Raw genomic sequence first — 21,563 nt, forward strand, 5'->3', positions numbered from 1 at the left:
ACAGCCGTCGCACCAATTGGTGTTGGCTGCCCACTTCTGCGGTGTCGAATTGCTTAGGCGAAGCTCCAAAACTGGCCTTGTTGGGATGGACTCGCTCGTTGCTGCCCTCTTGGCGCTTACTCTCCTAGTGTCTCCACCGTATTCACTGGGTCCACTCCGTGATCTGGTCCTCCGCATAGAGGGCGGCGGGGGTATCACGCTATTTGATCTGGCAGTCGCGATCAGTGCGCTTGCGATGACTCTTAGGCACGGCATTACCGTGAATCGCGTAGAGTCAAAGGTGTACCTTGGTCTGCTACTGGTAGTCTTAAGCCGGGTGATATCGGTGCTTTCCTCGGATGTAGCATCCATCGGAATGGCCTTCAGCGTGTTCAAATACGTTGAATGTATACTCATTGTCTTCGTCTGCTCAAAGTGCCTGAGGGACTCATTCGCCCGCCGCCTGTTCCTTCGGATTCTGTTAGTCGGAACCGTTGTCGAGTGCCTATCGGGGATGGCCTTGTGGCTGGAGTTCGCCGAACGCGGGATTTTTCTGTCAACAACTAATCTCAGGTTCGAGGGCCTCTTCATCTGTGTGGTGGCGCTCTCGTCGCTTGCGGGAAGATGGACCCTCTGGCGGATTGCCGTGTTTTCGACATTACTCGGCGGAATCACTGCGTCGCAGACTCGCAGCGCCGCAATCGTAGCCGCTCTGAGCGTTGCCTTGGGTGTGGTGGCCATGCGAGGGGTAAAGCGATGGCGAATCGTCGCGATGGCGGTTATTCTGTCTGTCGTAATCGGTGGAGTTGTTGTCTACCTCCCTTCGTTAACTGGCGGTATGACGTCTAGAATGCAGAACTTGACGAATACGGAATCTGGAACCACAAGTGTGAGGTTGTCCTTGTGGGCCCGAGCTGTGGGGATATTCCTCAGCCACCCGCTGACCGGTGTGGGGAGCGGCGCCTTTGCGCGCCTCGATCCAAGCGATATTGACGGAGCCGTCCAGATTCCGTTTAGTCTAGCACCCGAACCCTCCGCCGCGGAGGCCGGCCTAGGAACGCACAGTGTGTTGAGCGGCGTGCTTGCTGAGACAGGCATTCTCGGTTTGTTGGCTTACCTATTTTGGTGGTTTTCGGCGATTCGTGTCTGCCACAGGTCTTTGCGCACAGGACCCGATGCTGATGACCAGACCGTGATTGTGGCAGTCAGTTGCTTCTGCCTAATCAGCTTATTCTCCGATGCTGTCTATGCCGGTAGTTTCGAGTATTCGGTTATGTGTTTGCTGGGCCTGTTGATGGGAAGACAGGCGCTTAGCAAACCGATCGGCATGAGTCTCCGATCTTCCAAGGCCCTAATATGATTGACCTCTCTATCATTATTATCACTTATAATTCGTCCTCGGATATCGGCGCCTGCCTTCATTCCATTGTTGAGACCGGAGTAGGAGTCCGTGTGGAGGTTTTTGTTGTGGACAACAATTCCTCCGACGATACTTTGGATGTAATCAGGCGTGATTTCCCTATGGTCAATGTCATCGCAAACGACTTCAACGCAGGGTTTCCCGGGGCGAACAACCAGGCGATCCGGCTAGCCGGGGGCCGGTATGTGATGCTCATAAATCCCGATACAGTAGTCCATCCGGGCGCGTTTCGGGCGATCGTAGACTACATGGACCAGCACCCGGGCTGCGGAATCTGCGGGCCGGAATTGGTTGACCAGGATGGTAAGGTGTACGTGAATCTCTGGAAACCGAGCCTTGCCCTGGAGATCATTCATACATTCCGGCTAACGGGTCTCTTGCGCAGAGACTTCCCGGACGAACGTGTCCAGGTGGTGTCCGGCGCGTGCCTCGTGGCCCGGCGATCTGTATTTGACAGCATCGGCCTTCTGGATGGGCAGATGCACAGTTGCGAGGACTCCGATTTCTGTGTCCGGGCGCGTGAAGCCGGCTATCAAGTGCGCGTCGTCCGCAAAGCACGGGTGATGCACATCAAAGGACAGAGTGAGAAGACAAACCCGTCGTACGTGACCATGAAGCAGTACTCTAGCCGGATTCTCTTCTACAAGAAGCATGCCGGCAATTTGGAGCGAGATTTGGTGTTCCAATTGCTCTACTGGCAAGTCATCCTCCGAGTCTTTAAGCTTCGTCTCGTCTGCGCGTTTGCGCCGTCAGAACGGGCACGAGAGCACCTGCACACATTGATCACGGTCCGGCGTGGTCTGCCGGCCCAGTTCCGCGACAGCGTGAACCGGCGCGATTCTGTATTGGGTGCCAAATGAAGCTCCTTTACCTCGTCAATGCTGAGTCCCAGTTCTCGCTGAATTGGGCTAACGCGATGGCCCAACGTGGGCATAATGTGCACGTTGCCACACTAGACCATAACGCAGACGCGTCGTCCTACCAGTGCCCTGTGATAAACCTACCGATACGATCACAGGTGGGCTACTGGGCAAACACGCCATGGGTTCGAACGCTCTCGCGCCTGTTGCGTCCCGACGTCGTTCACGCGCATTACGCAAGCGGCTACGGAACCATGGGCAGGTGGTCCGGCGCTCACCCATACGTGCTTTCGGTCTGGGGCAGCGATGTCTATGAGTTTCCGGACAGATCTCGGTGGCACCGGCGACTGCTGAAAGCCAACTTGCGCGCCGCGGACTGGGTATGCTCCACAAGCAACGCCATGGCGGGGCGGACATTGGAGATCAGCCCCGGCATATCCAACCTGAGCATCACGCCATTCGGCATCGATACGAACCGATTTGCGCCCACGCCGAGGGCAGCCAGCCGCCGGGTGGTTACCGTTGGCACGGTGAAGAAACTGGAGAGCATTTACGGCATCGACATCTTGTTAAAGGCATTCGCCTCAGCCAAAACGTCGATAGCTCGGAAAAGCCCGGAACTCGACCTCCGCCTGAAGATTGTCGGCAGCGGCAGCGAGCGCACTGCCCTGCAAGGATTGGCTGCGGAGCTCTCAATTGTGGATTCCACGGAATTCGTTGGGCGCGTTCCGAACGAGGATGTCCCTAAGCACCTTGGGCAGATTGACGTCTATGTCGCGTTGAGCAGATGCCAGGAGAGTTTCGGCGTAGCAATCCTTGAGGCGTCTTCCTGTGCGGTACCTGTGATCGTTTCTGATGTTGGAGGATTCCCCGAGGTCGTAGAGGACGGTTCGACCGGGCTGATCGTCAATAACGAGGACGCGGCTGATGCCTCCGCTGCTATCGAGCGGCTTGTCCTCGATGAGGGCATGCGGCGTCGCCTCGGTGATGCTGGCCGTAAAATGGTGATGAAGAGGTATGAGTGGAGCGACAGCGTAACGATTATGGAAGATGTTTATGGTCGGGTTCTCGCGGGCCATGCCAAGGCCCGGCATGACAAGTAGGCGCGTATATGCGATGCGACTTCGCCTACATCGCGTCGCCCGCCAAAGCAGACACTGGTTTGTGTTCTAGATCAAGGGAGATCACGTGATTTCGTTGAAACATATCACCCGGACACTATCATATATCCTCTTCGTGATCATAAAGTATGTCCCAAACCTGCCAATCAGATCATCGAACGTTGGACAATCCTTCCGGCGTTTCGTTGCCCGCGGATTTCTGGAACACTGCGGGGAGGGTGCGAACATCGAGTATGGAGCGTCATTTCATGGCAGGGGCAGGGGAGTACGTCTCGGCAGAAAGTCCGGCATCGGTGTCCGCGCACACATAGGGCCATATGTCTCAATTGGCGATTTCGTAATGATGGGGCCCGAGGTTGTCATCCTGACCCGGAATCACAAATTCTCGGACACCGCGATACCCATATGCGAACAGGGCTATGAGGAATACCGGCCGGTCATTGTCGAAGACGACGTCTGGATCGGTCAGCGGGTCATCATTTTGCCTGGCGTACGCATCGGACGAGGGACAATAGTGGGGGCCGGTTCGGTAGTTGCGAAGGATATTCCGGAGTGGAGTGTCGCGGTGGGAAATCCGTGCAGGATCATCAAGAAGCGTATGGAGGGCGGCATGGCTGTGAACGGCGACTTACCTGCAGAGTGCGATCTCACATGAAGATTCTCTACATAGTTCAGCACTTCTCAGGCCCGTCCGGCAACTCCGGATCCCGGCCGTTTGAGAACGCTACACGCCTCGCCGGAATGGGCCATGAGGTCACTGTGCTCTGCGGCACCTACGACCGCATGGCTCAAGAAGACGTTGCGGCGGCGGAGGCGCTTGGAGTTCGGATGCACGTATCGCCGGTGTGGTATGGGCAGGGGATGTCCTACATCGCCCGCCTCTTGGCGTTTCGGCGGTTCATGCGGTGGGCGGTGCGCCGGGGGTGTTCGCTGCCACGGCCCGACGTCGTTTTCGCGTCCTCAACGCCGCTCACAATTGGCGAAGTGGGACGTGTAGTGAGCGCACACCACAAGTGCAAATTCGTATTCGAAGTGCGGGATTTATGGCCCGAGATACCGATCGTGATGGGCGCTCTCCGCAACCCTGTTCTGAGACTGGCAGCGGGACGGATGGCCCGGCGTGTTTACCGGGCAGCGGATCGCGTCGTCGCATTGTCGACAGGAATGAAGGCGGGCGTTCTTGCTTGGGGAGTGCCCTCAGATCGCGTGGACGTGATCTCCAACTGCAGCGATACGGAATCCTTCGGTGGGGCGGCACATCGGGATTACGTGAGGGCGGAGCGGACCTGGCAGGACCTGTTCGTTTGTGTGCACCCGGGGGCGATGGGGCGTATCAACGGGTTGGACTACCTCCTGGATGCGGCAAGGGTTCTAGACCGCCGGATGCGGAACGACATCCTGATTGCTATTATCGGCGATGGCGTCGAGAAGCAGCATCTCGAATCCAGGATAGCTGGGGAGTCCATTCATTCCGCGAAGATATACGAATCGATCAGGAAGAGCGATATGCCGGATCTGCTCAGCGCGGCGGACGCGGGAATCGTAACAGTGGCTCGCCTCCCCGGGCTCGAGGCGAACTCAGCCAACAAATTCTTCGATTTTCTTGCGGCAGGGCTTCCGGTGCTGGTGAACTATGGGGGGTGGCAGGCGGAGGCGCTACAGTCGTCCGGGGCCGGGCTTGCTGTGGACCCGAGCGACCCGGCGACCCTTGCGGATGCTCTCATCGCCTTTCGTGATGATCCCGAACGTTGCCGGCAGATGGGCCTGAACGCCCGGAAACTGGCCGAAGACCAATACGACCGGGCGAAACTGGTCGGGCAGTTGGACGCGGTTCTTCGGCTCGCAGCGGGGCTGCCGTGTCCCGAAGAGGCATTAAGCGTATGAGGCCCGTCAAATCCATCGTCGACGGCGTCTGCGCGGCGCTTCTGCTGGCCCTGTGCGCACCGCTGTTCGCGGTCATCGCCGTCGTCATCAAGGCCACCTCGCGCGGCCCGGTGTTCTTCCGCCAGTCCAGGGTAGGGCGCGGCGGCAGGACGTTCCGCGTGTTCAAGTTCCGCACGATGTGCGATGGCGCGGAGCACAAGGGCCTGGGCCTGGAGGTGGTGCCGGATGACGACCGCATCACGCGGGTCGGCCACCTGCTGCGCAACACCAGCCTCGATGAGTTTCCCCAGTTGATCAACGTGCTGCGCGGTGAGATGAGCCTCGTAGGCCCGCGCCCCACGGTCCCCGGCCAGGTGGAGCGCTACACCGATTTCCAGCGCCGCCGGCTGGAGATGAGGCCCGGCCTCACGGGTTGGGCGCAGGTGAACGGTCGCAACAGCATACCCTGGGATGAACGGATCAAGCTGGACGTGTGGTACGTGGACCACTGGTCCGTGTGGCTGGATCTCAAGGTCCTGTTTCTCACACCGAAGGCTGTCCGGCCGGACCGGAAACTGCTCTATGGCATTGACGACGTCTCAACCCATGTCTGACGCCTCTGGAAACGATGCATCGCCCCGGCCGGTCTTGCGATCGTTTGTAGAGACCGACTGCTTCCACGTTCATCGTTGGTTCAACAACGAGGAGGCAGTGAGTCGGCTTGTTGCGCGCCGGGAGCAATTCACCGTGGAGGATGCGCGAGCTTGGGTTCAGCGCGCGATGGACGATTCCTCGGCGGATCGCAAATGGGCAATTGTACCGCAGGCTGAATCAGATCCCATCGGCTTCACGGCCCTTTACGGCGTTAGCGGCGATGTTGCGCCGGAGTTCGCCATCCTTATCGGCGATAACGCCTGTTGGGGCCGCGGTATCGGGCTGGCTGCAACGCAAGGCACACTCCGCATGGCGTTTGACGACTTCGGAGCGCATCGGGTCAGCCTCACGGTCTTGGCCGATAACGCGGGCGCGCGGTCGCTATACGAGAAGATCGGATTTCGTGAGGAGGGGTTGCTCCGTGCTCACGTCAAGCGCAACGGCCGCCTTCTGGACGTCGCAGTTTACGGACTACTCAGAGATGAGTGGGCAAGGACGAGGGAGTAGGGGGATATGGGGAATGATCGTACACAGCGCGATTGAGCCAGTCTTGCTAGCTGACTGCGGACAAGCCGCCCAGTCTGAAGACTATTTTCGGACGCGCGAGCATTGCATTGCTGAGGCGGTGACACATTCGCTCGTTCTGTATTGCGATGGCCGCGAAGTTGCTGCCGCTCCTCTGGTTGTCCGGTCTGTTCCAGGAACCTCGAAGATGGATGCTGTATCACCGTACGGCTACCCGGGTTTCCGCGTTATCGATGATGGAATGACCCATGCAACGATCAACTGGAGCAGCCTTCCACTGGTCTCCATATTCGTTCGAGATAGAGTGGGCGCCACGCCCACTATCCCCGGTGGGACAGATCGGGCGGAGGTCTGTGTCATCGACCCAGCTATACCAAACCGATTCCGCGAGGATCATCGCCGAAACATCAACCGCAACGTTCGGCAGGGATTCTACACTGTTACGGTACCGGGCAAGGACGTTTCACACACGCAGTTGGCGGGCTTTGAGCACGCCTACCACGAAACTATGATCCGGGACTCGGCGTCGCAGCGGTACTTCTTCTCGTCAGAATACTTCCGCACAGTGCTGTCGTCACCGCTAGCTTGGCTCGTGTTAACATACGCTCCGGGCGGATCGATCGCATCGGCCTCAATCGCGGTTCAAAGCGATGACTATCTGCACTATTATCTGGCGGGTACGCTGGATGCGTATGTACGGACATCACCTGGCAAGAATACTATCAAGGGGATGGCGAGCTTGTCTTCGGATTTGAGCCTACCTCTCCATCTCGGCGCTGGGGTATACGCCGGCGATAGCTTGGAAATGTTCAAGCGCGGCTTCTCAAATCGCACAACAACCTATTACACCCACGAGATCGTTTGCGACTCGGTGGCATATGCTGAGCTGTGCGATGGGAACGCCACTTCAGATTTCTTCCCGGCGTATCGGGCCCCACATGCCAAGTGAGTCCTTCTGCGCCCCTGCAGATTTTTGAACCATCGCTCGACCTGAGCAGGGGTTGACCCCTATAATGCCGTTGAGCGACCAAATCCCGGCGCCGGTTTCGCCGTGTCAAAACGGGGGGCGGCGGGGCGGCGGTCGGTTCAAGCTTGAGAACGGGGGCGGTTGGCGCAGTGGGAGCGCGCTTCCTTGACACGGAAGAGGTCACAGGTTCAAATCCTGTACCGCCCACCAGATGAAGAGAGGCCGTGCTGCTCCCGGGGAGCTGCGCGGCCTTTTGCACGTCGCACCTTTGTGCGGCGAGCCCCGGCGGTTACCCGGCGCCCCGCATCGTCCTGGAAACGGCTACCGAGTGCGCGTGCTGCCGGATCTGGCTCACGTCCGGGGGCACCCATCCGGCGGTGCGATAGAGGTTGTACGCGCGGTCCAGCAGGGTATCGGCTTCCGCGATGCGGCCGGTTTGCAGGCACACGCGCCCCAGCATGTACGCCGAAATCGGATTCGACGGGCACTGTGCCAGGCTCTGCCGGAACCACTTGGATTGGCTCTGAAGTCCCGAAGCCGTCGTGCGGCGATACAGGATGCCGCCCGGCGTGCGTTCGCCCCGGTAGTAAGCGAACTGCGAGCGTAGGAAGCCGGTATCAAGGCCCGTCACCTGTTTGACCGACAGCATTCGCCCCGAATCCGCCAGGCGGTAAGCTCTAATCTCGGAGGAGCCCGGAACGAATACCGGCGCCACGAACCTGTAGCCCACGCCTTTGACCGAAACGAAAAGGCCGTTGTGGCGTACAAACGGCTCCCCATGGGAGGCATCCGCCAGAACGTCACGCCCGTCGGACAGCTTCACGATGGTCACCACGTGGCCGATATTGCTTTCCCCGCCCGCGCCGTTCCGGAAGACCATCACAGCGCCGGCGTCAATCCCGGATTTCTGCAGCATGGAAGCCAGCAGCACCGATTGGAGCAGGCATTGCCGTTCGCCCAGGCTTACGACGGCGGGAAATTCGAACCCGTGGTCCAGGCTGAAGCGGGGGATGGCTTTCTTTTCCCAGCGGTGAAGCTCCGCCGTCTCCCTGCGTTCGGCATCCGCCCGCAAACGTACCGACCGCAGGCGGCTTCGCTGTTTCCGCTGGGCCTCCAGTTTGTCGGTCCAGGAGGTGGAGTGAGTCTTGTCAACGGCTTTGCCGCTGATGGGGGCGACGCCGTCCATCCACTGGTGAAATCCTTTCGGGTCACCTTTTCCGGTGGCTTCATAGGAATCCTGAACGAAACGATGGAACGCAGCGCTGCCGTACGGATAAGCGCCGGGGGAAACCGACGACGAAACGGTATTACTACAGCCGATGCCTGAAATCGGCAGCAGTAACGCCAGTATCAACACGCCATTTGGTACGATTACTCTATTCATATCCGAGGTTGCCCACATGATTCGGACGATCCGAATCACCCGCGGGTTTCCGCACCCACCCTCCAGTAACACTGGCCAGGTTGGCCGTGTTCCTCGGATACGGCAGGCAAACAGGCGTGCATGCGTGCCCAAGGCCGGAGCGGTTGGGCCGCTCGTCAGCGGTGTCGCTAAGATTGGAACAGGACCGACGGCTTCCGAAATTGCCGGGCCACCGGCCCCGAAGGGAGATACGGCATGTCTATCCGACCGATCAAACGCCTCAGCAGGGCCAAACCCACCATCGAAGGGGCAGGCGTTCACCTGCGCCGCGCTTTCGGATTTGGCGATACTTCCGATACCGACCCATTCCTGTTGCTTGACGATTTTCGCAGCGACATCCCGGACGACTACCTTGCGGGCTTCCCGTGGCATCCTCACCGCGGGATTGAGACGATCACCTACGTGCTTGCAGGCCATGTGGAACACGGCGACAGCATGGGAAACCACGGTTCCATCGGCGCCGGCGACGTCCAATGGATGACGGCGGGGCGGGGGATCGTTCACCAGGAAATGCCCAAGGGCGACGCTGCCGGCCGGATGCACGGCTTCCAGTTATGGGCCAACCTCCCGGCATCACTCAAGATGACAGCGCCACATTACCAGGACGTGAAGGCGCCGGAGATCCCGGAGGCCGTCGAAGACGGAGCACACGTGCGCGTGATATGTGGCTCAATCTGGGGAACCAGGGGTCCGGTGAACGGGATAGCGGCCGACCCGATCTACCTCGACGTTTCCGTAACGTCCGGAAAACGCAAAAGCTTCCCGGTGGAGACGACGAGGCATGCGTTCGCATACGTCGTGGCCGGATCCGGTAAATTCTGTAACGCGTCCCAACCGCTCGCGGTGCCCACCGAATCCATAGGGTGGTATGACACGAATCTGCCGACTGAAGCGGATAACCGTTCTCTTATCCTATTCGACAGCGGAGACGAAGTGGTGGTTCAGGCGGGGGAGGAGGGTATCCGTTTCCTGCTGGTTTCGGGGCAGCCTCTTAAGGAGCCCGTTGCCTGGTACGGGCCGGTCGTGATGAACACGCAGGAACAACTGCAGCACGCGTTTGAACAGATTCAGGCAGGCACTTTCCTGAACCCAGACGCGCCCGCATAGCGCGGACCGACCGCGCGCGACTTCGGTCGCACCGGCTCAACCCGGAGGTTTTTACAGATGTCCGCCTCCGGGATGAGCCTCCGCGTTCTAACTCCCGGTCTTTCGGTGGACGGCTCCGCGTTTCTGCATCGTGCCGCGCCCCGCGCCGTTCATCGGCGAGGCATGCTGCGCCTGCTGGGCACGGAAGTCATTCAGCTTGTCCGTCGAGTTCGCGTTCTTCGCCATGTGACGGCGTTCCGCGCGATTCATAGGCACATTAGCCGGTGTTTCCGGTGGTGTTTCCTGCGGCGTTTCCTGTTTCTCGTTCATATAGACCTCCTGGTCAACGGCGTGTCCATGGTCCTTATGGTGTGACACCGAGCATACGCTCAGGGCATTTTTCGATCCTGCAGCGCCGCACCCTGAACCCTCATGCCTAACTTACCCATAATCTTAGCGCGGACCCCTCGTTCTTGACTGGCCCGCATGTCATTGTGGCAGCGATTACCGCGCCGGAGCCCTTTACCTGCCGGCGCACTGGAAAGGGCACCGAAATGACGCCGGTACGCCATTTCGGTCGGTAACCTGAAGGTCTCGTGGCCGGCAAGCGATTCCCGGACGATCGGGCACATCTCGACACGCCGTCGTCGTAACGGTCACCCGCCGTAGATGCAAGGAGGAAGAGTTGATGTATTTCCGTCTGAACCGAATCTCATTCGCCCCCATCGCAATGCTTGCCGCCACCGTCGCGCTTGCCGCGCCGAAACCCAAACCGGCCCCCAAGCCCAAACCGCCCGCAAAGAGAGTCGTGCTGGGCACAAAGCAGCTCTCCGGCGACCAGGCGGTACCCGGCCAGGAGTATACCCTCGGTAAAGGGTGGCCGATGAACTTCAAACTGAATAGCGCGGAGTATACAACCGACCGCGTTCGCATCGGCGAGCAGATCCATTATCCGACTGCAGCCGAAAAACTCCTGCTCATTCGATTCACCTATCACAACCCGCAGAGCAGCGAGCAGCTCGTCCGCTTCGATTCGTTCGCCTTCACCGCCGTGGATGATACCGATACCAACCATGAGGCGCGCCAGGGGGTCGGTGTAGAATCGACGCAAATGGATCTCGGTGTCCGCCTGAAGCCCGGACAGAAGATCGACGCATACACGTTTATCCGCGTTCCCGCCAAAGGCACCGTCCCGAAACTCATCGTGAAATCGAGGGACAACTTGGTCCTTCGATATGATCTGAAGGGGAAGGTCAAGCCACTCACCGGGCCGGCATTGGATCCCGCCGCGAACGACGGCGCCACGGCACTCTCCGAAGTGCCTGCGGAGATCGGCAAGACATACCAGATGGGCGTCTTCGACGTCACCGTCGATGGCGTAGAGTATTCCACCACGGCGCTTAAGAACCAGCAGCTCAGGGCGGGGGAGCGCAATTTCATTATCACGGTCACGGCGAAGAACGCGCAGCCGCGAGAGCAGCTGCTACGGTTTGACACCATCCCGATCAAATGCACCGATCAGGATGGGGGGCGTATCTCGTTCCCGCAGAGAATGCTGGCCGCTTCCCGCGATGCGGATTTCAACACACGGCTTGCGCTTGGCAAGGATGTGAAGGTTCGTTTTCCCGTGAAAGTAGGCGGTGACCAGCAGGTTGCCAAAGTCGCCATGTCGTCGGGCGGCGATTCGCGAACCTACGTCTTTGACACCAGCGCCGTCAAGTGATTGTTAGCCGGAGAGTGGCCGGCCAGGGATCGTCCTGTTTCAGTTGGTCGGCCGGCTGCCGGTTTGCCTCGGTCTCATATTCTATTCGGGCGCGTCATCGCGGGATAGACGAATACCTCGCCGGAGTCCCGTGCCTGTAGAGCGCCCCATTCGCAAGGAGAAAGAGTGATGTCACGTCGTAACGTCCCGTTCGCGATGCTCCTCATCGCGATTTCAGTCGGAACATGTGCTTACGCGGCGCCCAAACCCAGAAAACCCGCCGCCAAACCCACCAAGAGGGTGGTACTCGGCACGAAGCAGCTTTCCGGAGACAAAGCCGAACTCGGCCAGATGTACACGCTGGGCAAGAGCTGGCCAATGAACATTACCCTCAACAGCGTGGAGTACTCGACAGACCGTCTTCGATTCGGCGACGAAGTCAAAGTCCCCGCCGGCAACGAGAAATTCCTGGTTCTTCACTACACCCTCCACAACCCCCAGAGGGAGGAACGACGCGTGCGGTACGATACGTTTGCCTTCACAGCGGTGGATTCAACCGATACCAACATGGAGGGTCGAGGGATGGTGGGTGCGGAGTCCACCCAGCAGAATCTTGACATGCAGTTGAAGCCGGGGCAGAAGGTGAACGCGTACACGTATATCCCCGTGCCCGCGAAAGCGACGGCGCCAAAACTTATTATCAAGTCCGGCGACAATCTGGTCCTCCGCTACGACCTCCGCGGCAAGGTAAAACCGCTGAAAGGGCCGGCGGTGGATCCGGCCGACAAGGACGGCACAACCGCCTTGAGCGAAGTGCCCGCGCAGATGGGCAAGACATATCAGGTTGGAGTATACGATGTAACGCTGGACAGCGCCGCCTATTCCTCTACCGTGCTCCCCAATCAGGACCTCGATAATGGCGCCCGCAATTTTGTCGTGAACGCGACCGTCAAGAACGCGGATCCGCAAGAGCACCACCTGCGCTACGACGGCATCACGCTGAAATACACCGATCAGGATGGCGCGGACATCGGTAACAGCCAGCGACTGCTCGCGGCATCGCGCGATGTAGACCTCGAGGCGAATATTGCCTTTGGCAAGGAACTAAAAGTGCGCTTCCCGGTGAAGGTTGCGAAAGACCAGGTGGTCGCCAAGATGGTCATCTCGGAAGGTTACACCCCGCGATTGTTCGTATTCGATATGAGCGCCGTGAAATAAGAGGGTGGGAGATCACCCCCCGTCTGAAAGCAGCAGGGCCGAGCTTGCTTGATGGGCACGCTCGGCCCTGCTGTCGTGAGCACGGTGCGCGGTCAGCGGTCGTACACCGGCGCGACCCCGAAGCGCCAGTTCCACTCGCTATCGACGATGAAGCTGCCGACCGCCTGATCGAGGCTCACACCCCATTCGTGCCATTCGTCCAGTCCACGGCAGAAAGCCTCGGCGGTATCCACGCCAGGACGGGCAAGCACATCCTGAATCAGTTGCATGAAACCTTCCGGCTTTTCGGGCGCGCGCTCCACCTCCCACATCAGCCATTTGTGGTAAGGGTACAGGATGCGGTTGTACGCCAGCACAAGCCGGCAGCCGAACAGCACGAGATCGGAGACCGCGTGTGACATGAGGTACCGATCGTCACGTTTGGCCGCCTCGCCGACGAAGAACCTGCCCAGAAGCGCCACCTGGCTGTAGAACGACCGCATCTTGGAGTCCCGATCAGACTCCGGGTACGTCAGAATACGGCCGATCAGGGCCTCGAGTTGGGGTATCCGGCAGTACGCCGGGAAGGCGGAGTCGAATGCCGCGCGCGCCGGTTCGCTGCCGTGCGCGGCCACTTCCTGGAGAAACGCCAGGCCGTAGATCTTGCCGTCAACGAAAACCTGCGTGTCACCGATGGTTTCAAGTGAAGCATACCAGAGATCGCCGGACGCCTGACGCCGCGCCCATTCCTCGTCCGTGGTGATGAGCATGATGTCGACGTCGGAGTCCGGCCGCGCCCGGCCCTTGGCGACAGATCCGCCGATGATGACCGCGGGATACAGCGGGTCTCCGGCGAATCGATCCACCAGACGCGCGATAATGTGTTGATGGTGCTCGTGCATATGGGTGAGCCTTTCGACATGGCGCCACGCCTGACAGGTACGGCGCGCGCTGAAGCAGGTCTGTTCACCGTAATGATAGGCCGAGTGCTGTCCATTGGAGCAGAGTCCCAGGCAAGTCGCAAAATCCTGCCAGAACACTATCGGCACGCTTGAGGTAACGATAAGGGTTATTATCATTACCCAAATCGAAGGGCCAAGTGGATATGCGGTACAACGTCGAATTCGTCATCAGTCGATATTGGAAAGGTACCACTTACCGATCGGCCGCCCGCCTGGCGGTTTGGCGCTCAGGTCGCTGTAGTCGTGGCTGCGCCGGTACACCAGAGTGCCCGCAGGCGCCAAGTCTACGGTGATGGCGTACGGACAGTCCGCGGTCCACATCCGGTCCGACTCCACGTCCGGCCGTCTGAGCACGTATGGCCGGTCAGAATACGTGCCGGGGTACGGAACGAAATCCAGGTAGCGCGGTCTCAGTTCGTCGAGCGTGGCGGGGAGACTGCCGTGGTCCTGGCGGTACTGCTCAACCGCCCTGATCAACGCCTCACCGCGGCTTGCCGCTCCGGGAGCATCCGAGGCACTTGGCAGGTGGTGAAACCAGAGTGGCATCAACAGAGCGAAGGCCAGGACAACCGGGATCCCCATCCAAGCTCCAATTCGCGGCTTCCGACGTTTACGCATTGATGCATCCACCCTGGATTTCTACCGGCGAAACCTCTATGAGCCTTACTCGTAGGTTGGTATGATCTGCTTAACCTGTCCGTGCCCGTCATATACGATATGGATAGCGAACAACGGGCAAGAAAGGAAGTCGTACCTATACACTTCGTAGCCAGGAAGGCCATCTATGCCTTGTCGCCATCCGACGGGAATATCATCCCGACTCACCTTCGTTTCCCTGAAGAGCTTGAGGACACTCTTCACATCCGCGCGATCGCCATCGTGGGGTATCTCGTAGCACATTCTGTCCACGTAATACAAGGACGTCCATAGCGCCACCACCATCAGGATCACCAGCATAGCAGCGGTGATGATGCGCCTTATCCAACGAGGTGTTCTGTGGCGGGTATTTATTTCCCTGTGCAACGTAGTATCCCCCTGGCCAGAGTGCCTGTAGGTGGCGCGGGTCAGGACGGTGCCTGAGCACGGCAAACTACCGGCTAAACAGTCATACGGCACCCAAACATTATAATCGCATGCTTAGTCGAGAAGACCTCCCATCTACCACCAAACCACCCTCGGTCTATACTGGAATGGTATGGACGCACGAACGCTCCGCGTACTTGAATATCCAGCGCTGCTGAACGTCCTCGCCGGGCACGCCGCGTCCTCTCTGGGGCGCGAACTCGCCCTGGCGATGAAGCCGTTCACCGAACGCCGGGACGTCACCAAGGCGCTGGCCGAAACCGCCGAGTGCCGTGCCCTGCTCGACCTCCCCAGCGGGCTGCCTATGGGCGGAGTTCACGATATCCGCACGTTTATCGAGCGCGCCGCCGTGAGCGGAGCCCTTGATCCCAAAGACCTCCTGACCGTCGCCGCCACGCTCAGCGCGGCCAAGCGCTTGCGCGGAATCCTGATGAACAAGGCGGACCAAGCGCCGCTGATGGCCGATCTGGGCTCGCAAATGGGCGATTACAGCGCCCTGGTCTCCAAGATCGAGCGCAGCATCACACCTGATGGGCTCGTCGCGGACGGCGCCTCCGAAAACCTGGCCCGCATCCGCAATTCGATGCGCCGGCAGGTCCGGCACATCCAGGACGTTCTGCAGCAACTGGTCTCTTCCTCGCGCGTTCGAGACATGCTGACCGATCCCGTAATCACCGTGCGCAACGGCCGCTACTGCCTGCCGGTGAAGCCGGAAAGCAAGAACGCGTTCGGCGGCTTGATCCACGATTCGTCCGCGTCCGGGCAAACGCTTTTCATGGAGCCGCAGGCGGTCGTGGAGGCCGGAAACGAGCTCCGCGAACTGGAATCGCGCGAACGCGATGAAGTGGACCGCATCCTGCGCGCGTTCTCGGAAATCATCGCGAAGGAACAGCGGACGATCCGCGCGACGGTGACCGCGCTCGCCCATCTGGACCTCGTGATCGCCAAGGCGCGCATGGCAAACACCCTGCACGCGGAGTCCCCCACCCTCTTGCCGGCCGCCAGCCTGGACCTTATGGAAGCCCGCCACCCGCTGCTGGTGTGGCAGGCGCTCGAGGCCCAGCGCAACGCGCCGCGCAACTCCGATGTGCCCGCGATGGAAGATGCCGTGGTCCCGATCGACCTGTGGCTGGGTAAAGACTTCAACACGATGATCATCACCGGCCCGAACACCGGCGGCAAAACGGTCACGCTGAAGACGGCCGCGTTATTCGTGCTGATGGCACAGAGCGGCATGCCGGTCCCGGCCCGCAAGGCATCCATCGGCATCTTTCGGAACGTCTACGCGGATATCGGGGACGAACAGAGCCTTCAGCAGAGCCTGTCAACGTTCAGCGGGCACATCCGCAACATCGTGGCGGTTCTCAAGGGCGCTGGCAAGGACAGCCTGGTCGTGCTGGACGAACTCGGCGCCGGCACCGATCCGGCCGAGGGCGCGGCGTTGGCGAAGGCTATCCTTTTGAGCCTGGCAGAGCGCGGCGCGCTGACCATCGCCACCACGCACTATGCGGAGCTCAAGGAATTCGCCTGGAACAACGCCGGTTTCCACAACGCTTCGGTGGAGTTCAACGTCGAGACGCTCAAGCCAACGTACCGCCTGCGCATCGGTGTTCCCGGCGCCAGCAACGCGCTTGTCATCGCCGGACGGCTCGGGATCCCGCCGGCCGTCATCGACACGGCGCGCGCTAACCTGGGAACCGACCGCCTGGCGCTGGAAGACGCGATCGGCCGACTGGAGGAGGCGGAACGCAAGGCGCGGTGGGCCGCTGTAGAGGCGGAGAAAGAAGCCGCGCGTTTGGAAGCGCAACGTCGTGATGCCGAGAAGGAACTCTCCGAGGCCAAGGACAAGCGCCGCGCGGCCACGGAGGCGGCGTACGACGAAGCGACCGAGCTGCTCCGCGAAGCCCGCGAACAAACGAACGTGATCCTGAAAGCGCTGCGCGATGCACAACTGGACGGGAAAGCCACCGAGGAAGCCCGCAAGACGCTGCAGGAACTCGATGAGAGGGTGCGCGCCAAGCGGCCGAAACAGAAAAGGAAGCCGACGCACCGGATTTCGTCAGACGAGTCGCCGATTGAAGGCGATTCCGTGTGGATCCCCGGCATCGGCGCCACGGGGCAGCTTGTGGATATCCAGAAGGACCAAGCGACCGTTCAGGCGGGCACGCTTCGGATGGTGGTCCCCTACTCCACCCTTCAAAAGGTCGAGGAGGAGATGGTCGAGAAGCCGAAGCCAAAACCCCAGTTAGGTAACATCGGCCTCGAGACGGCGGTGAACGTTTCAACTGAGATCCACTTGCGCGGCGAACGCGTGGACGAGGCCCTGCAATCTTTGGAGCGTTATCTGGACGACGCACGGGTTGCCGGGTTACATACTATACGGATTGTACATGGCAAGGGCACCGGCGCTCTGCGCGACCTGGTGCACCGGTATTTGAAGGAACAGCGCGACGTTAAGGGATTCCGCCTCGGGCAGGACGGCGAAGGCGGCCACGGCGTCACGATCGCAGAATTAGCATAGCGAATTCACCACGGAGGCCACGGAGGTGCACAGAGGAAGATCGGAATTGGTCCTCTGTGTTACTCCGTGAACTCTGTGCCCTCCGTGGTCAAAAAGGAGTTAGCACTATGACGGAAACGCAGGCGCGGGCCGATATCCCCGCGCTGAAAGAGACGGCGCGCTTGCTGCGCAAGGACATCATCGAGATGACCACCAAGGCTGGCAGCGGCCACCCGAGTTCCAGCATGTCCGCGGCCGAAGTGGTTGCGGGGCTGTATTTTGGCGGGATTCTCCGTCACAATCCCGCCGAACCCAAATGGCCGGACCGCGACCGCTTCGTCCTCTCCAAGGGCCATGCCTGCCCGGTGCTTTACGCGGCGCTCGCCAATACCGGCTATTTTCCTCTGGAGTGGATGGACCACCTGCGCGAAATCGATGCCCCACTGGAAGGCCACCCCAACTATCTTCGCGTCCCGGGCGCCGAGGCGTCCACCGGATCGCTCGGCCAGGGCCTCAGCATCGGCGTCGGCATGGCCATGGCCGGGCACATGGACAACAAAGACTATAAGGTCTACGTGATGACCGGTGACGGCGAGATCGAGGAGGGGCAGATTTGGGAGGCCGCGGCCAGCGCCGCCAAGTTCTACCTGCCCAACATCGTCTGGATCATCGACCGCAACGGCTTCCAGCAGACCGGTAGTACCAAAGACGTGATGCCAATGGACCCGCTGGCGGAAAAAGCCACCGCGTTCGGCTGGCACGTGCGCGAGATCAACGGCCAGGACATGGCCGAAGTGATGGACGCCCTCGAGGAAGCCAAGTCTTACCACGAAGGCCCCTATTGCCTCATCTGCAACACGAAGAAGGGCGCCGGTGTGTCGTTCGTGGAGGGCAACTTCCATTACCATGGCAAAGCCCTGACGGTTGAGGAAACGCACCGCGCACTGTTGGAACTTGGCTGGACCGCCGAGGCCGCGAAATACGCGAAAGGATAGGCAGAGATGGCAATTGGAGATATCGCGGGACTCAAGCTGGGTCCGGCTACGCGGGATGCGTTTGGCGAGGCGTTGGTTGAACTCGGCGGCAGGAAACCGGAGATCGTTGTAGTGGATGCGGACCTCGCCAATTCCACGATGGCCAGCAAGTTTCAGACGGCCTACCCGGACCGCTTCATCGAAGTGGGCATCGCGGAAAGCAACATGGTCGGAGTAGCCGCCGGCCTCGCGACGTGCGGCAAGGAAGCGTGGGCAACGTCGTTCTCGGTCTTCCTGCTGGCAAACGCATACGATCAGATTCGCGTCTCGGTGGCGTACCCCAAGCTGAATGTCAAACTGTGCGGCTCGCACAGCGGCATCAGCATCGGGCCGGACGGCCCCAGCCAGATGGGCATCGAGGATATCGCACTCGCATGTGCGCTGCCGGGTTTCACGGTCATCGTGCCGTGTGACGCTGAGCAGACGAAGGCCGCCGTGCAAGCTGCCTCCGCGCTGGACGGCCCGGTGTTCATTCGAACCGGCCGAAGCAAGACGCCCGTCATCTACGCGAACGGCAATTCGTTCACGCTCGGCAAGGCCAACACGATTCGCGAGGGTAAGGACATCACGCTGATTGCGTGCGGTCTGACTGTCGCGCTGGCGCTGGACGCCGCGAAACTGCTGGCGGACCAGGGCATCGAGGCGCGCGTGCTGGATATGGCGACCGTCAAACCGCTGGACGAAGAAGCGGTGGCGAAGGCTGCGAAAGAGACCAAGGGCATCGTCGTCATTGAAGAGCATCTGCTCGACGGCGGCCTTGGGAGCCGCGTGGCGATGGCTGCCGCGAAGACCTCCCCTGCCCCCATGGCGTTCGTGGCCGTGGACAACACCTTTGCTGAAAGCGGGCTGCCGGAAGACGTGCTCAAGAAGTACGGCTTCACTCCGGAAAACGTGGTGACCGCCGCCAAGAGCGTTCTCTCCCGATAGGATTCAGTATTCAGGATTCAGGATTCAGGATTCGGTATTCGCAAAACTGAATCCTGAATCCTGGACCCTTGACACCAGAATACTTAATCTTCCACCCGCCCACATTGTTATATAACGGTCTTGAATCCGTGCGCCGTCACGCGCCCAAACTATGACAGAGTGCGTTTGGGCGCGCGGGGGTTCCCGGTGGGCCTCCAAGGCAATTGTGTCGGGCGCAGAAGCCCACTGCCGTGACAAGGAGTGAACGGATGAAAGTCGGAGTTTCGATGTGGAGTTACGTGTCGCATTTCCAGCAGGGCAAAATGGATGTGCTGTCGTTCGTTGACACCGCCAAATGGCTGGGCGTCGACGGCGTGGAATTGCTGGACTATTTCTGGAAGGACAAGGCGTCCGAGCTGCCGAAGGTCAAGGAAAAGCTAGCCGGGATGAACATGCCGGTCAGCGCGTACGCCATCGGGAACGACCTCACCGCGGAAGACGCGGCGGAGCGCTCCGCGCAGGTTCAGGTGATCAAAGACGGCGTCGATATGGCCGTTACCCTTAACACCAACCGCGTGCGGGTGTTTGCCGGTCATCACGACGAAGTGGGTTTTGAGAAGGCGCTGGGCTGGATCATCGAGGGCCTCAAGGAAGGCGCCGCCTACGCCGAGTCGAAGGGCGTTGTATTGTGCCTCGAGAACCATGGGACCCTCGCCGGCAAGGGCGAGCAGGTCAAAGCCATCCTTGACGCCGTCAACTCGCCGGCACTGAAGGCCAACCCGGACACCGGCAACTTCATGTGCGTCAACCAGAACCCGGTGGACGCCATGAAGATCGTCGCCCCGCTGGCCGGCTCCGTCCACTTCAAGGACTTCCGTTGGGCAAGGCCCGAGGAGAAGGAACACGTCTACGAGGGCCTCGAAGGCAGCCGGGTCATCGGCACGTCCATCGGCGAGGGCGATGTGGACCTCCCCACGGTCGTTCAAACGCTCCGCGATGCCGGTTATACCGGATTTCTGACAATTGAATACGAAGGCGTCGAGGACCCCGAAACGGCGCTGCCCCGCAGCGTGGCGTTCGCCAAGTCCTTGGCGAACGGGTGAATCCAATGGACTCGGGATCTACCGAACCTTCTGCCAACCTGATGCTGGCGGAGATCGCGGAACAGCCGGCGGTGATCGCACGCGGCCTGGAGGAAAACCGACAGGCCGCGGAGTCCATCGCAAGGCACGTTCGCGAACGGCACGTCAAGTTTCTCCTGATTGCCGCCCGTGGCACGTCGGACAACGCCGCCATATACGCCAAGTATCTGTGCGAAACGGAACTCGGCATCCCCGTGGCCCTCGCGGCGCCATCCGTCTGGACGCTTTACGGCGCCAGGATGCAGCTTAAGGACAGCCTCGTGATCGGACTGTCCCAGAGCGGGATGGGGCCGGATATCGTGGAGTGCGTGGAGATGGCCAAGACCCAGGGCGCTCTCACCCTTGGCATCACCAACAATCCCGATTCCCTGCTGGCGAACGCCAGCGACGAGGTTCTGCTTCTTCACGCCGGCGCCGAGAAAAGCGTGGCCGCCACCAAGACATACACTTCCAGCCTAGCGGCCGTGGCGTTGACCATCGCATTGCTCTCGCACGACCGTGGACTGGAGGCCGAACTCCACGGCGTTCCGGGCCAGATCCAGGCCACCCTCGCGATCGATCCCGATATCGAGCGCGCTTCAGAGCGTTATCGGTTTATGGACGATTGCATGGTCATCGCCCGCGGCCTCAACCAATGCACCGCCGTTGAAGCCGGCCTCAAGCTGTCGGAAACGTGCTACGTGGTCGCTCACGCCTATAGCGGGGCCGACTTCCAGCACGGCCCTATCGCCGTGGTAGACCGCGGCTTCCCGTGCCTGCTGTTCAACCCCGAGGGAAAGGCCCACGCGCAGAACCTGGAACTGACCGAAAGACTGGGCGCCCGCGGCGCGGAACGACTGATGTTCGCCCACGACGACGCGTCCCTCAGGGCCAGTGAGCGCTCCATCCGAATCCCGGTCCAGGTTCCCGAGCGTGTATCACCGCTTGTGTATATCGTTGCGGCGCAATTGTTCGCGTTCCACCTGGCGCGCCATAAGGGTTTCGACCCGGATACGCCGCGGGGCCTGAAAAAGATCACACAAACAGTCTGAACAATGCATCGCAATGTTTGAGCATTTGCATCAGGAATGATGCAATCCGTCAAGTTGACGGTGTCACTTGGCGGCGCAAATGGTTATATAATACCGCATCGAAGTTCC

Annotated in this window: 20 protein-coding genes and 1 tRNA gene; 17 read left to right on the forward strand and 4 right to left on the reverse strand. The window is 60.2% G+C overall.

Translation table 11 applies throughout. From position 1 onward, the window contains the following. The first annotated feature begins 85 nt into the window (after positions 1-85). From VGM51_15710 to VGM51_15750, 9 genes are all read left to right on the forward strand, one after another. Positions 86-1,339: an O-antigen ligase family protein gene (locus VGM51_15710; GenBank protein HEY3414485.1), complete on the forward strand. Its 1,254-nt coding sequence runs from the start codon at positions 86-88 to the stop codon at positions 1,337-1,339. Further along, the gene (locus VGM51_15715) at positions 1,336-2,259 is read left to right on the forward strand and encodes a glycosyltransferase family 2 protein (protein HEY3414486.1); all 924 of its coding nucleotides are present in this window, start codon (positions 1,336-1,338) and stop codon (positions 2,257-2,259) included. The genes VGM51_15710 and VGM51_15715 overlap by 4 nt, the downstream gene beginning before the upstream one ends. After that, a complete protein-coding gene (locus tag VGM51_15720; GenBank protein ID HEY3414487.1) occupies positions 2,256-3,362 on the forward strand; it encodes a glycosyltransferase in 1,107 nt (368 codons plus the stop codon). The genes VGM51_15715 and VGM51_15720 overlap by 4 nt, the downstream gene beginning before the upstream one ends. A gap of 94 nt (positions 3,363-3,456) precedes the next feature. Beyond that, positions 3,457-4,035 (forward strand): DapH/DapD/GlmU-related protein, encoded by a 579-nt coding sequence (locus tag VGM51_15725; GenBank protein ID HEY3414488.1) that lies wholly within the window; start codon positions 3,457-3,459, stop codon positions 4,033-4,035. After that, positions 4,032-5,264 (forward strand): glycosyltransferase family 4 protein, encoded by a 1,233-nt coding sequence (locus tag VGM51_15730; GenBank protein HEY3414489.1) that lies wholly within the window; start codon positions 4,032-4,034, stop codon positions 5,262-5,264. The genes VGM51_15725 and VGM51_15730 overlap by 4 nt, the downstream gene beginning before the upstream one ends. Then, positions 5,261-5,857: a sugar transferase gene (locus tag VGM51_15735; GenBank protein HEY3414490.1), complete on the forward strand. Its 597-nt coding sequence runs from the start codon at positions 5,261-5,263 to the stop codon at positions 5,855-5,857. The genes VGM51_15730 and VGM51_15735 overlap by 4 nt, the downstream gene beginning before the upstream one ends. Continuing rightward, positions 5,850-6,404 carry a GNAT family protein gene (locus tag VGM51_15740; protein ID HEY3414491.1) on the forward strand — a complete coding sequence of 185 codons (555 nt, stop codon included), beginning with the start codon at positions 5,850-5,852 and terminating at the stop codon, positions 6,402-6,404. The genes VGM51_15735 and VGM51_15740 overlap by 8 nt, the downstream gene beginning before the upstream one ends. Before the next feature lie 205 nt (positions 6,405-6,609). Further along, positions 6,610-7,371, forward strand: a complete 762-nt coding sequence (locus VGM51_15745; GenBank protein HEY3414492.1) for a GNAT family N-acetyltransferase — start codon at positions 6,610-6,612, stop codon at positions 7,369-7,371. Between the two features lie 153 nt (positions 7,372-7,524). Beyond that, a tRNA-Val gene (locus VGM51_15750) sits at positions 7,525-7,599 on the forward strand. Between the two features lie 79 nt (positions 7,600-7,678). Here VGM51_15750 and VGM51_15755 read toward each other — a convergent pair. Then, a complete protein-coding gene (locus tag VGM51_15755; GenBank protein HEY3414493.1) occupies positions 7,679-8,773 on the reverse strand; it encodes a hypothetical protein in 1,095 nt (364 codons plus the stop codon). A 234-nt stretch (positions 8,774-9,007) separates the two neighbouring features. On the opposite strand from VGM51_15755, the gene VGM51_15760 reads away from it, so the two are divergent. Further along, positions 9,008-9,919 carry a pirin family protein gene (locus VGM51_15760; GenBank protein ID HEY3414494.1) on the forward strand — a complete coding sequence of 304 codons (912 nt, stop codon included), beginning with the start codon at positions 9,008-9,010 and terminating at the stop codon, positions 9,917-9,919. A gap of 87 nt (positions 9,920-10,006) precedes the next feature. Here the strand turns inward: VGM51_15760 and VGM51_15765 are convergent, their stop codons facing one another. Next, positions 10,007-10,228, reverse strand: a complete 222-nt coding sequence (locus VGM51_15765) for a hypothetical protein (protein ID HEY3414495.1) — start codon at positions 10,226-10,228, stop codon at positions 10,007-10,009. A 358-nt stretch (positions 10,229-10,586) separates the two neighbouring features. Here VGM51_15765 and VGM51_15770 point away from each other — a divergent pair, with 358 nt between their 5' ends. After that, on the forward strand, positions 10,587-11,621 hold the full coding sequence (locus VGM51_15770) for a hypothetical protein (protein HEY3414496.1): 1,035 nt from the start codon (positions 10,587-10,589) through the stop codon (positions 11,619-11,621). Positions 11,622-11,789: 168 nt separating this feature from the next. Continuing rightward, a complete protein-coding gene (locus VGM51_15775) occupies positions 11,790-12,818 on the forward strand; it encodes a hypothetical protein (protein HEY3414497.1) in 1,029 nt (342 codons plus the stop codon). 92 nt (positions 12,819-12,910) lie between these two features. On the opposite strand, the gene VGM51_15780 is transcribed toward VGM51_15775, so the two are convergent. Both VGM51_15780 and VGM51_15785 read right to left on the reverse strand, forming a co-directional pair. Next, on the reverse strand, positions 12,911-13,876 hold the full coding sequence (locus VGM51_15780; protein HEY3414498.1) for a nucleotidyltransferase domain-containing protein: 966 nt from the start codon (positions 13,874-13,876) through the stop codon (positions 12,911-12,913). 51 nt (positions 13,877-13,927) lie between these two features. Next, positions 13,928-14,377, reverse strand: a complete 450-nt coding sequence (locus VGM51_15785; GenBank protein ID HEY3414499.1) for a hypothetical protein — start codon at positions 14,375-14,377, stop codon at positions 13,928-13,930. Between the two features lie 577 nt (positions 14,378-14,954). On the opposite strand from VGM51_15785, the gene VGM51_15790 reads away from it, so the two are divergent. The 5 genes from VGM51_15790 to VGM51_15810 all read left to right on the forward strand — a co-directional run bounded on the left by VGM51_15790 (position 14,955) and on the right by VGM51_15810 (position 21,455). Beyond that, positions 14,955-17,363: an endonuclease MutS2 gene (locus VGM51_15790; GenBank protein HEY3414500.1), complete on the forward strand. Its 2,409-nt coding sequence runs from the start codon at positions 14,955-14,957 to the stop codon at positions 17,361-17,363. 107 nt (positions 17,364-17,470) lie between these two features. Then, entirely contained in the window at positions 17,471-18,337 is an 867-nt protein-coding gene (locus VGM51_15795; GenBank protein ID HEY3414501.1) for a transketolase, read from the forward strand. A 6-nt stretch (positions 18,338-18,343) separates the two neighbouring features. Continuing rightward, entirely contained in the window at positions 18,344-19,303 is a 960-nt protein-coding gene (locus tag VGM51_15800) for a transketolase C-terminal domain-containing protein (protein HEY3414502.1), read from the forward strand. Between the two features lie 248 nt (positions 19,304-19,551). Continuing rightward, positions 19,552-20,385 carry a sugar phosphate isomerase/epimerase family protein gene (locus VGM51_15805; protein HEY3414503.1) on the forward strand — a complete coding sequence of 278 codons (834 nt, stop codon included), beginning with the start codon at positions 19,552-19,554 and terminating at the stop codon, positions 20,383-20,385. Between the two features lie 5 nt (positions 20,386-20,390). Further along, positions 20,391-21,455, forward strand: a complete 1,065-nt coding sequence (locus tag VGM51_15810) for an SIS domain-containing protein (protein ID HEY3414504.1) — start codon at positions 20,391-20,393, stop codon at positions 21,453-21,455. Positions 21,456-21,563: the final 108 nt, after the last annotated feature.

The sequence above is a fragment of the Armatimonadota bacterium genome, from assembly GCA_036504095.1.
Classification (GTDB): domain Bacteria; phylum Armatimonadota; class DTGP01; order JAKQQT01; family JAKQQT01; genus DASXUL01.

Bases quoted from the DNA above. Each gene is read 5' to 3' on its own strand.
- VGM51_15710 (HEY3414485.1), top strand. From the start codon at position 86: ATGGACTCGCTCGTTGCTGCCCTCTTGGCGCTTACTCTCCTAGTGTCT.
- VGM51_15715 (HEY3414486.1), top strand. From the start codon at position 1,336: ATGATTGACCTCTCTATCATTATTATCACTTATAATTCGTCCTCGGAT.
- VGM51_15720 (HEY3414487.1), top strand. From the start codon at position 2,256: ATGAAGCTCCTTTACCTCGTCAATGCTGAGTCCCAGTTCTCGCTGAAT.
- VGM51_15730 (HEY3414489.1), top strand. From the start codon at position 4,032: ATGAAGATTCTCTACATAGTTCAGCACTTCTCAGGCCCGTCCGGCAAC.
- VGM51_15735 (HEY3414490.1), top strand. From the start codon at position 5,261: ATGAGGCCCGTCAAATCCATCGTCGACGGCGTCTGCGCGGCGCTTCTG.
- VGM51_15740 (HEY3414491.1), top strand. From the start codon at position 5,850: ATGTCTGACGCCTCTGGAAACGATGCATCGCCCCGGCCGGTCTTGCGA.
- VGM51_15745 (HEY3414492.1), top strand. From the start codon at position 6,610: ATGGATGCTGTATCACCGTACGGCTACCCGGGTTTCCGCGTTATCGAT.
- VGM51_15755 (HEY3414493.1), bottom strand. From the start codon at position 8,773: ATGAATAGAGTAATCGTACCAAATGGCGTGTTGATACTGGCGTTACTG.
- VGM51_15760 (HEY3414494.1), top strand. From the start codon at position 9,008: ATGTCTATCCGACCGATCAAACGCCTCAGCAGGGCCAAACCCACCATC.
- VGM51_15765 (HEY3414495.1), bottom strand. From the start codon at position 10,228: ATGAACGAGAAACAGGAAACGCCGCAGGAAACACCACCGGAAACACCG.
- VGM51_15770 (HEY3414496.1), top strand. From the start codon at position 10,587: ATGTATTTCCGTCTGAACCGAATCTCATTCGCCCCCATCGCAATGCTT.
- VGM51_15775 (HEY3414497.1), top strand. From the start codon at position 11,790: ATGTCACGTCGTAACGTCCCGTTCGCGATGCTCCTCATCGCGATTTCA.
- VGM51_15780 (HEY3414498.1), bottom strand. From the start codon at position 13,876: ATGATAATAACCCTTATCGTTACCTCAAGCGTGCCGATAGTGTTCTGG.
- VGM51_15785 (HEY3414499.1), bottom strand. From the start codon at position 14,377: ATGCGTAAACGTCGGAAGCCGCGAATTGGAGCTTGGATGGGGATCCCG.
- VGM51_15790 (HEY3414500.1), top strand. From the start codon at position 14,955: ATGGACGCACGAACGCTCCGCGTACTTGAATATCCAGCGCTGCTGAAC.
- VGM51_15795 (HEY3414501.1), top strand. From the start codon at position 17,471: ATGACGGAAACGCAGGCGCGGGCCGATATCCCCGCGCTGAAAGAGACG.
- VGM51_15800 (HEY3414502.1), top strand. From the start codon at position 18,344: ATGGCAATTGGAGATATCGCGGGACTCAAGCTGGGTCCGGCTACGCGG.
- VGM51_15805 (HEY3414503.1), top strand. From the start codon at position 19,552: ATGAAAGTCGGAGTTTCGATGTGGAGTTACGTGTCGCATTTCCAGCAG.
- VGM51_15810 (HEY3414504.1), top strand. From the start codon at position 20,391: ATGGACTCGGGATCTACCGAACCTTCTGCCAACCTGATGCTGGCGGAG.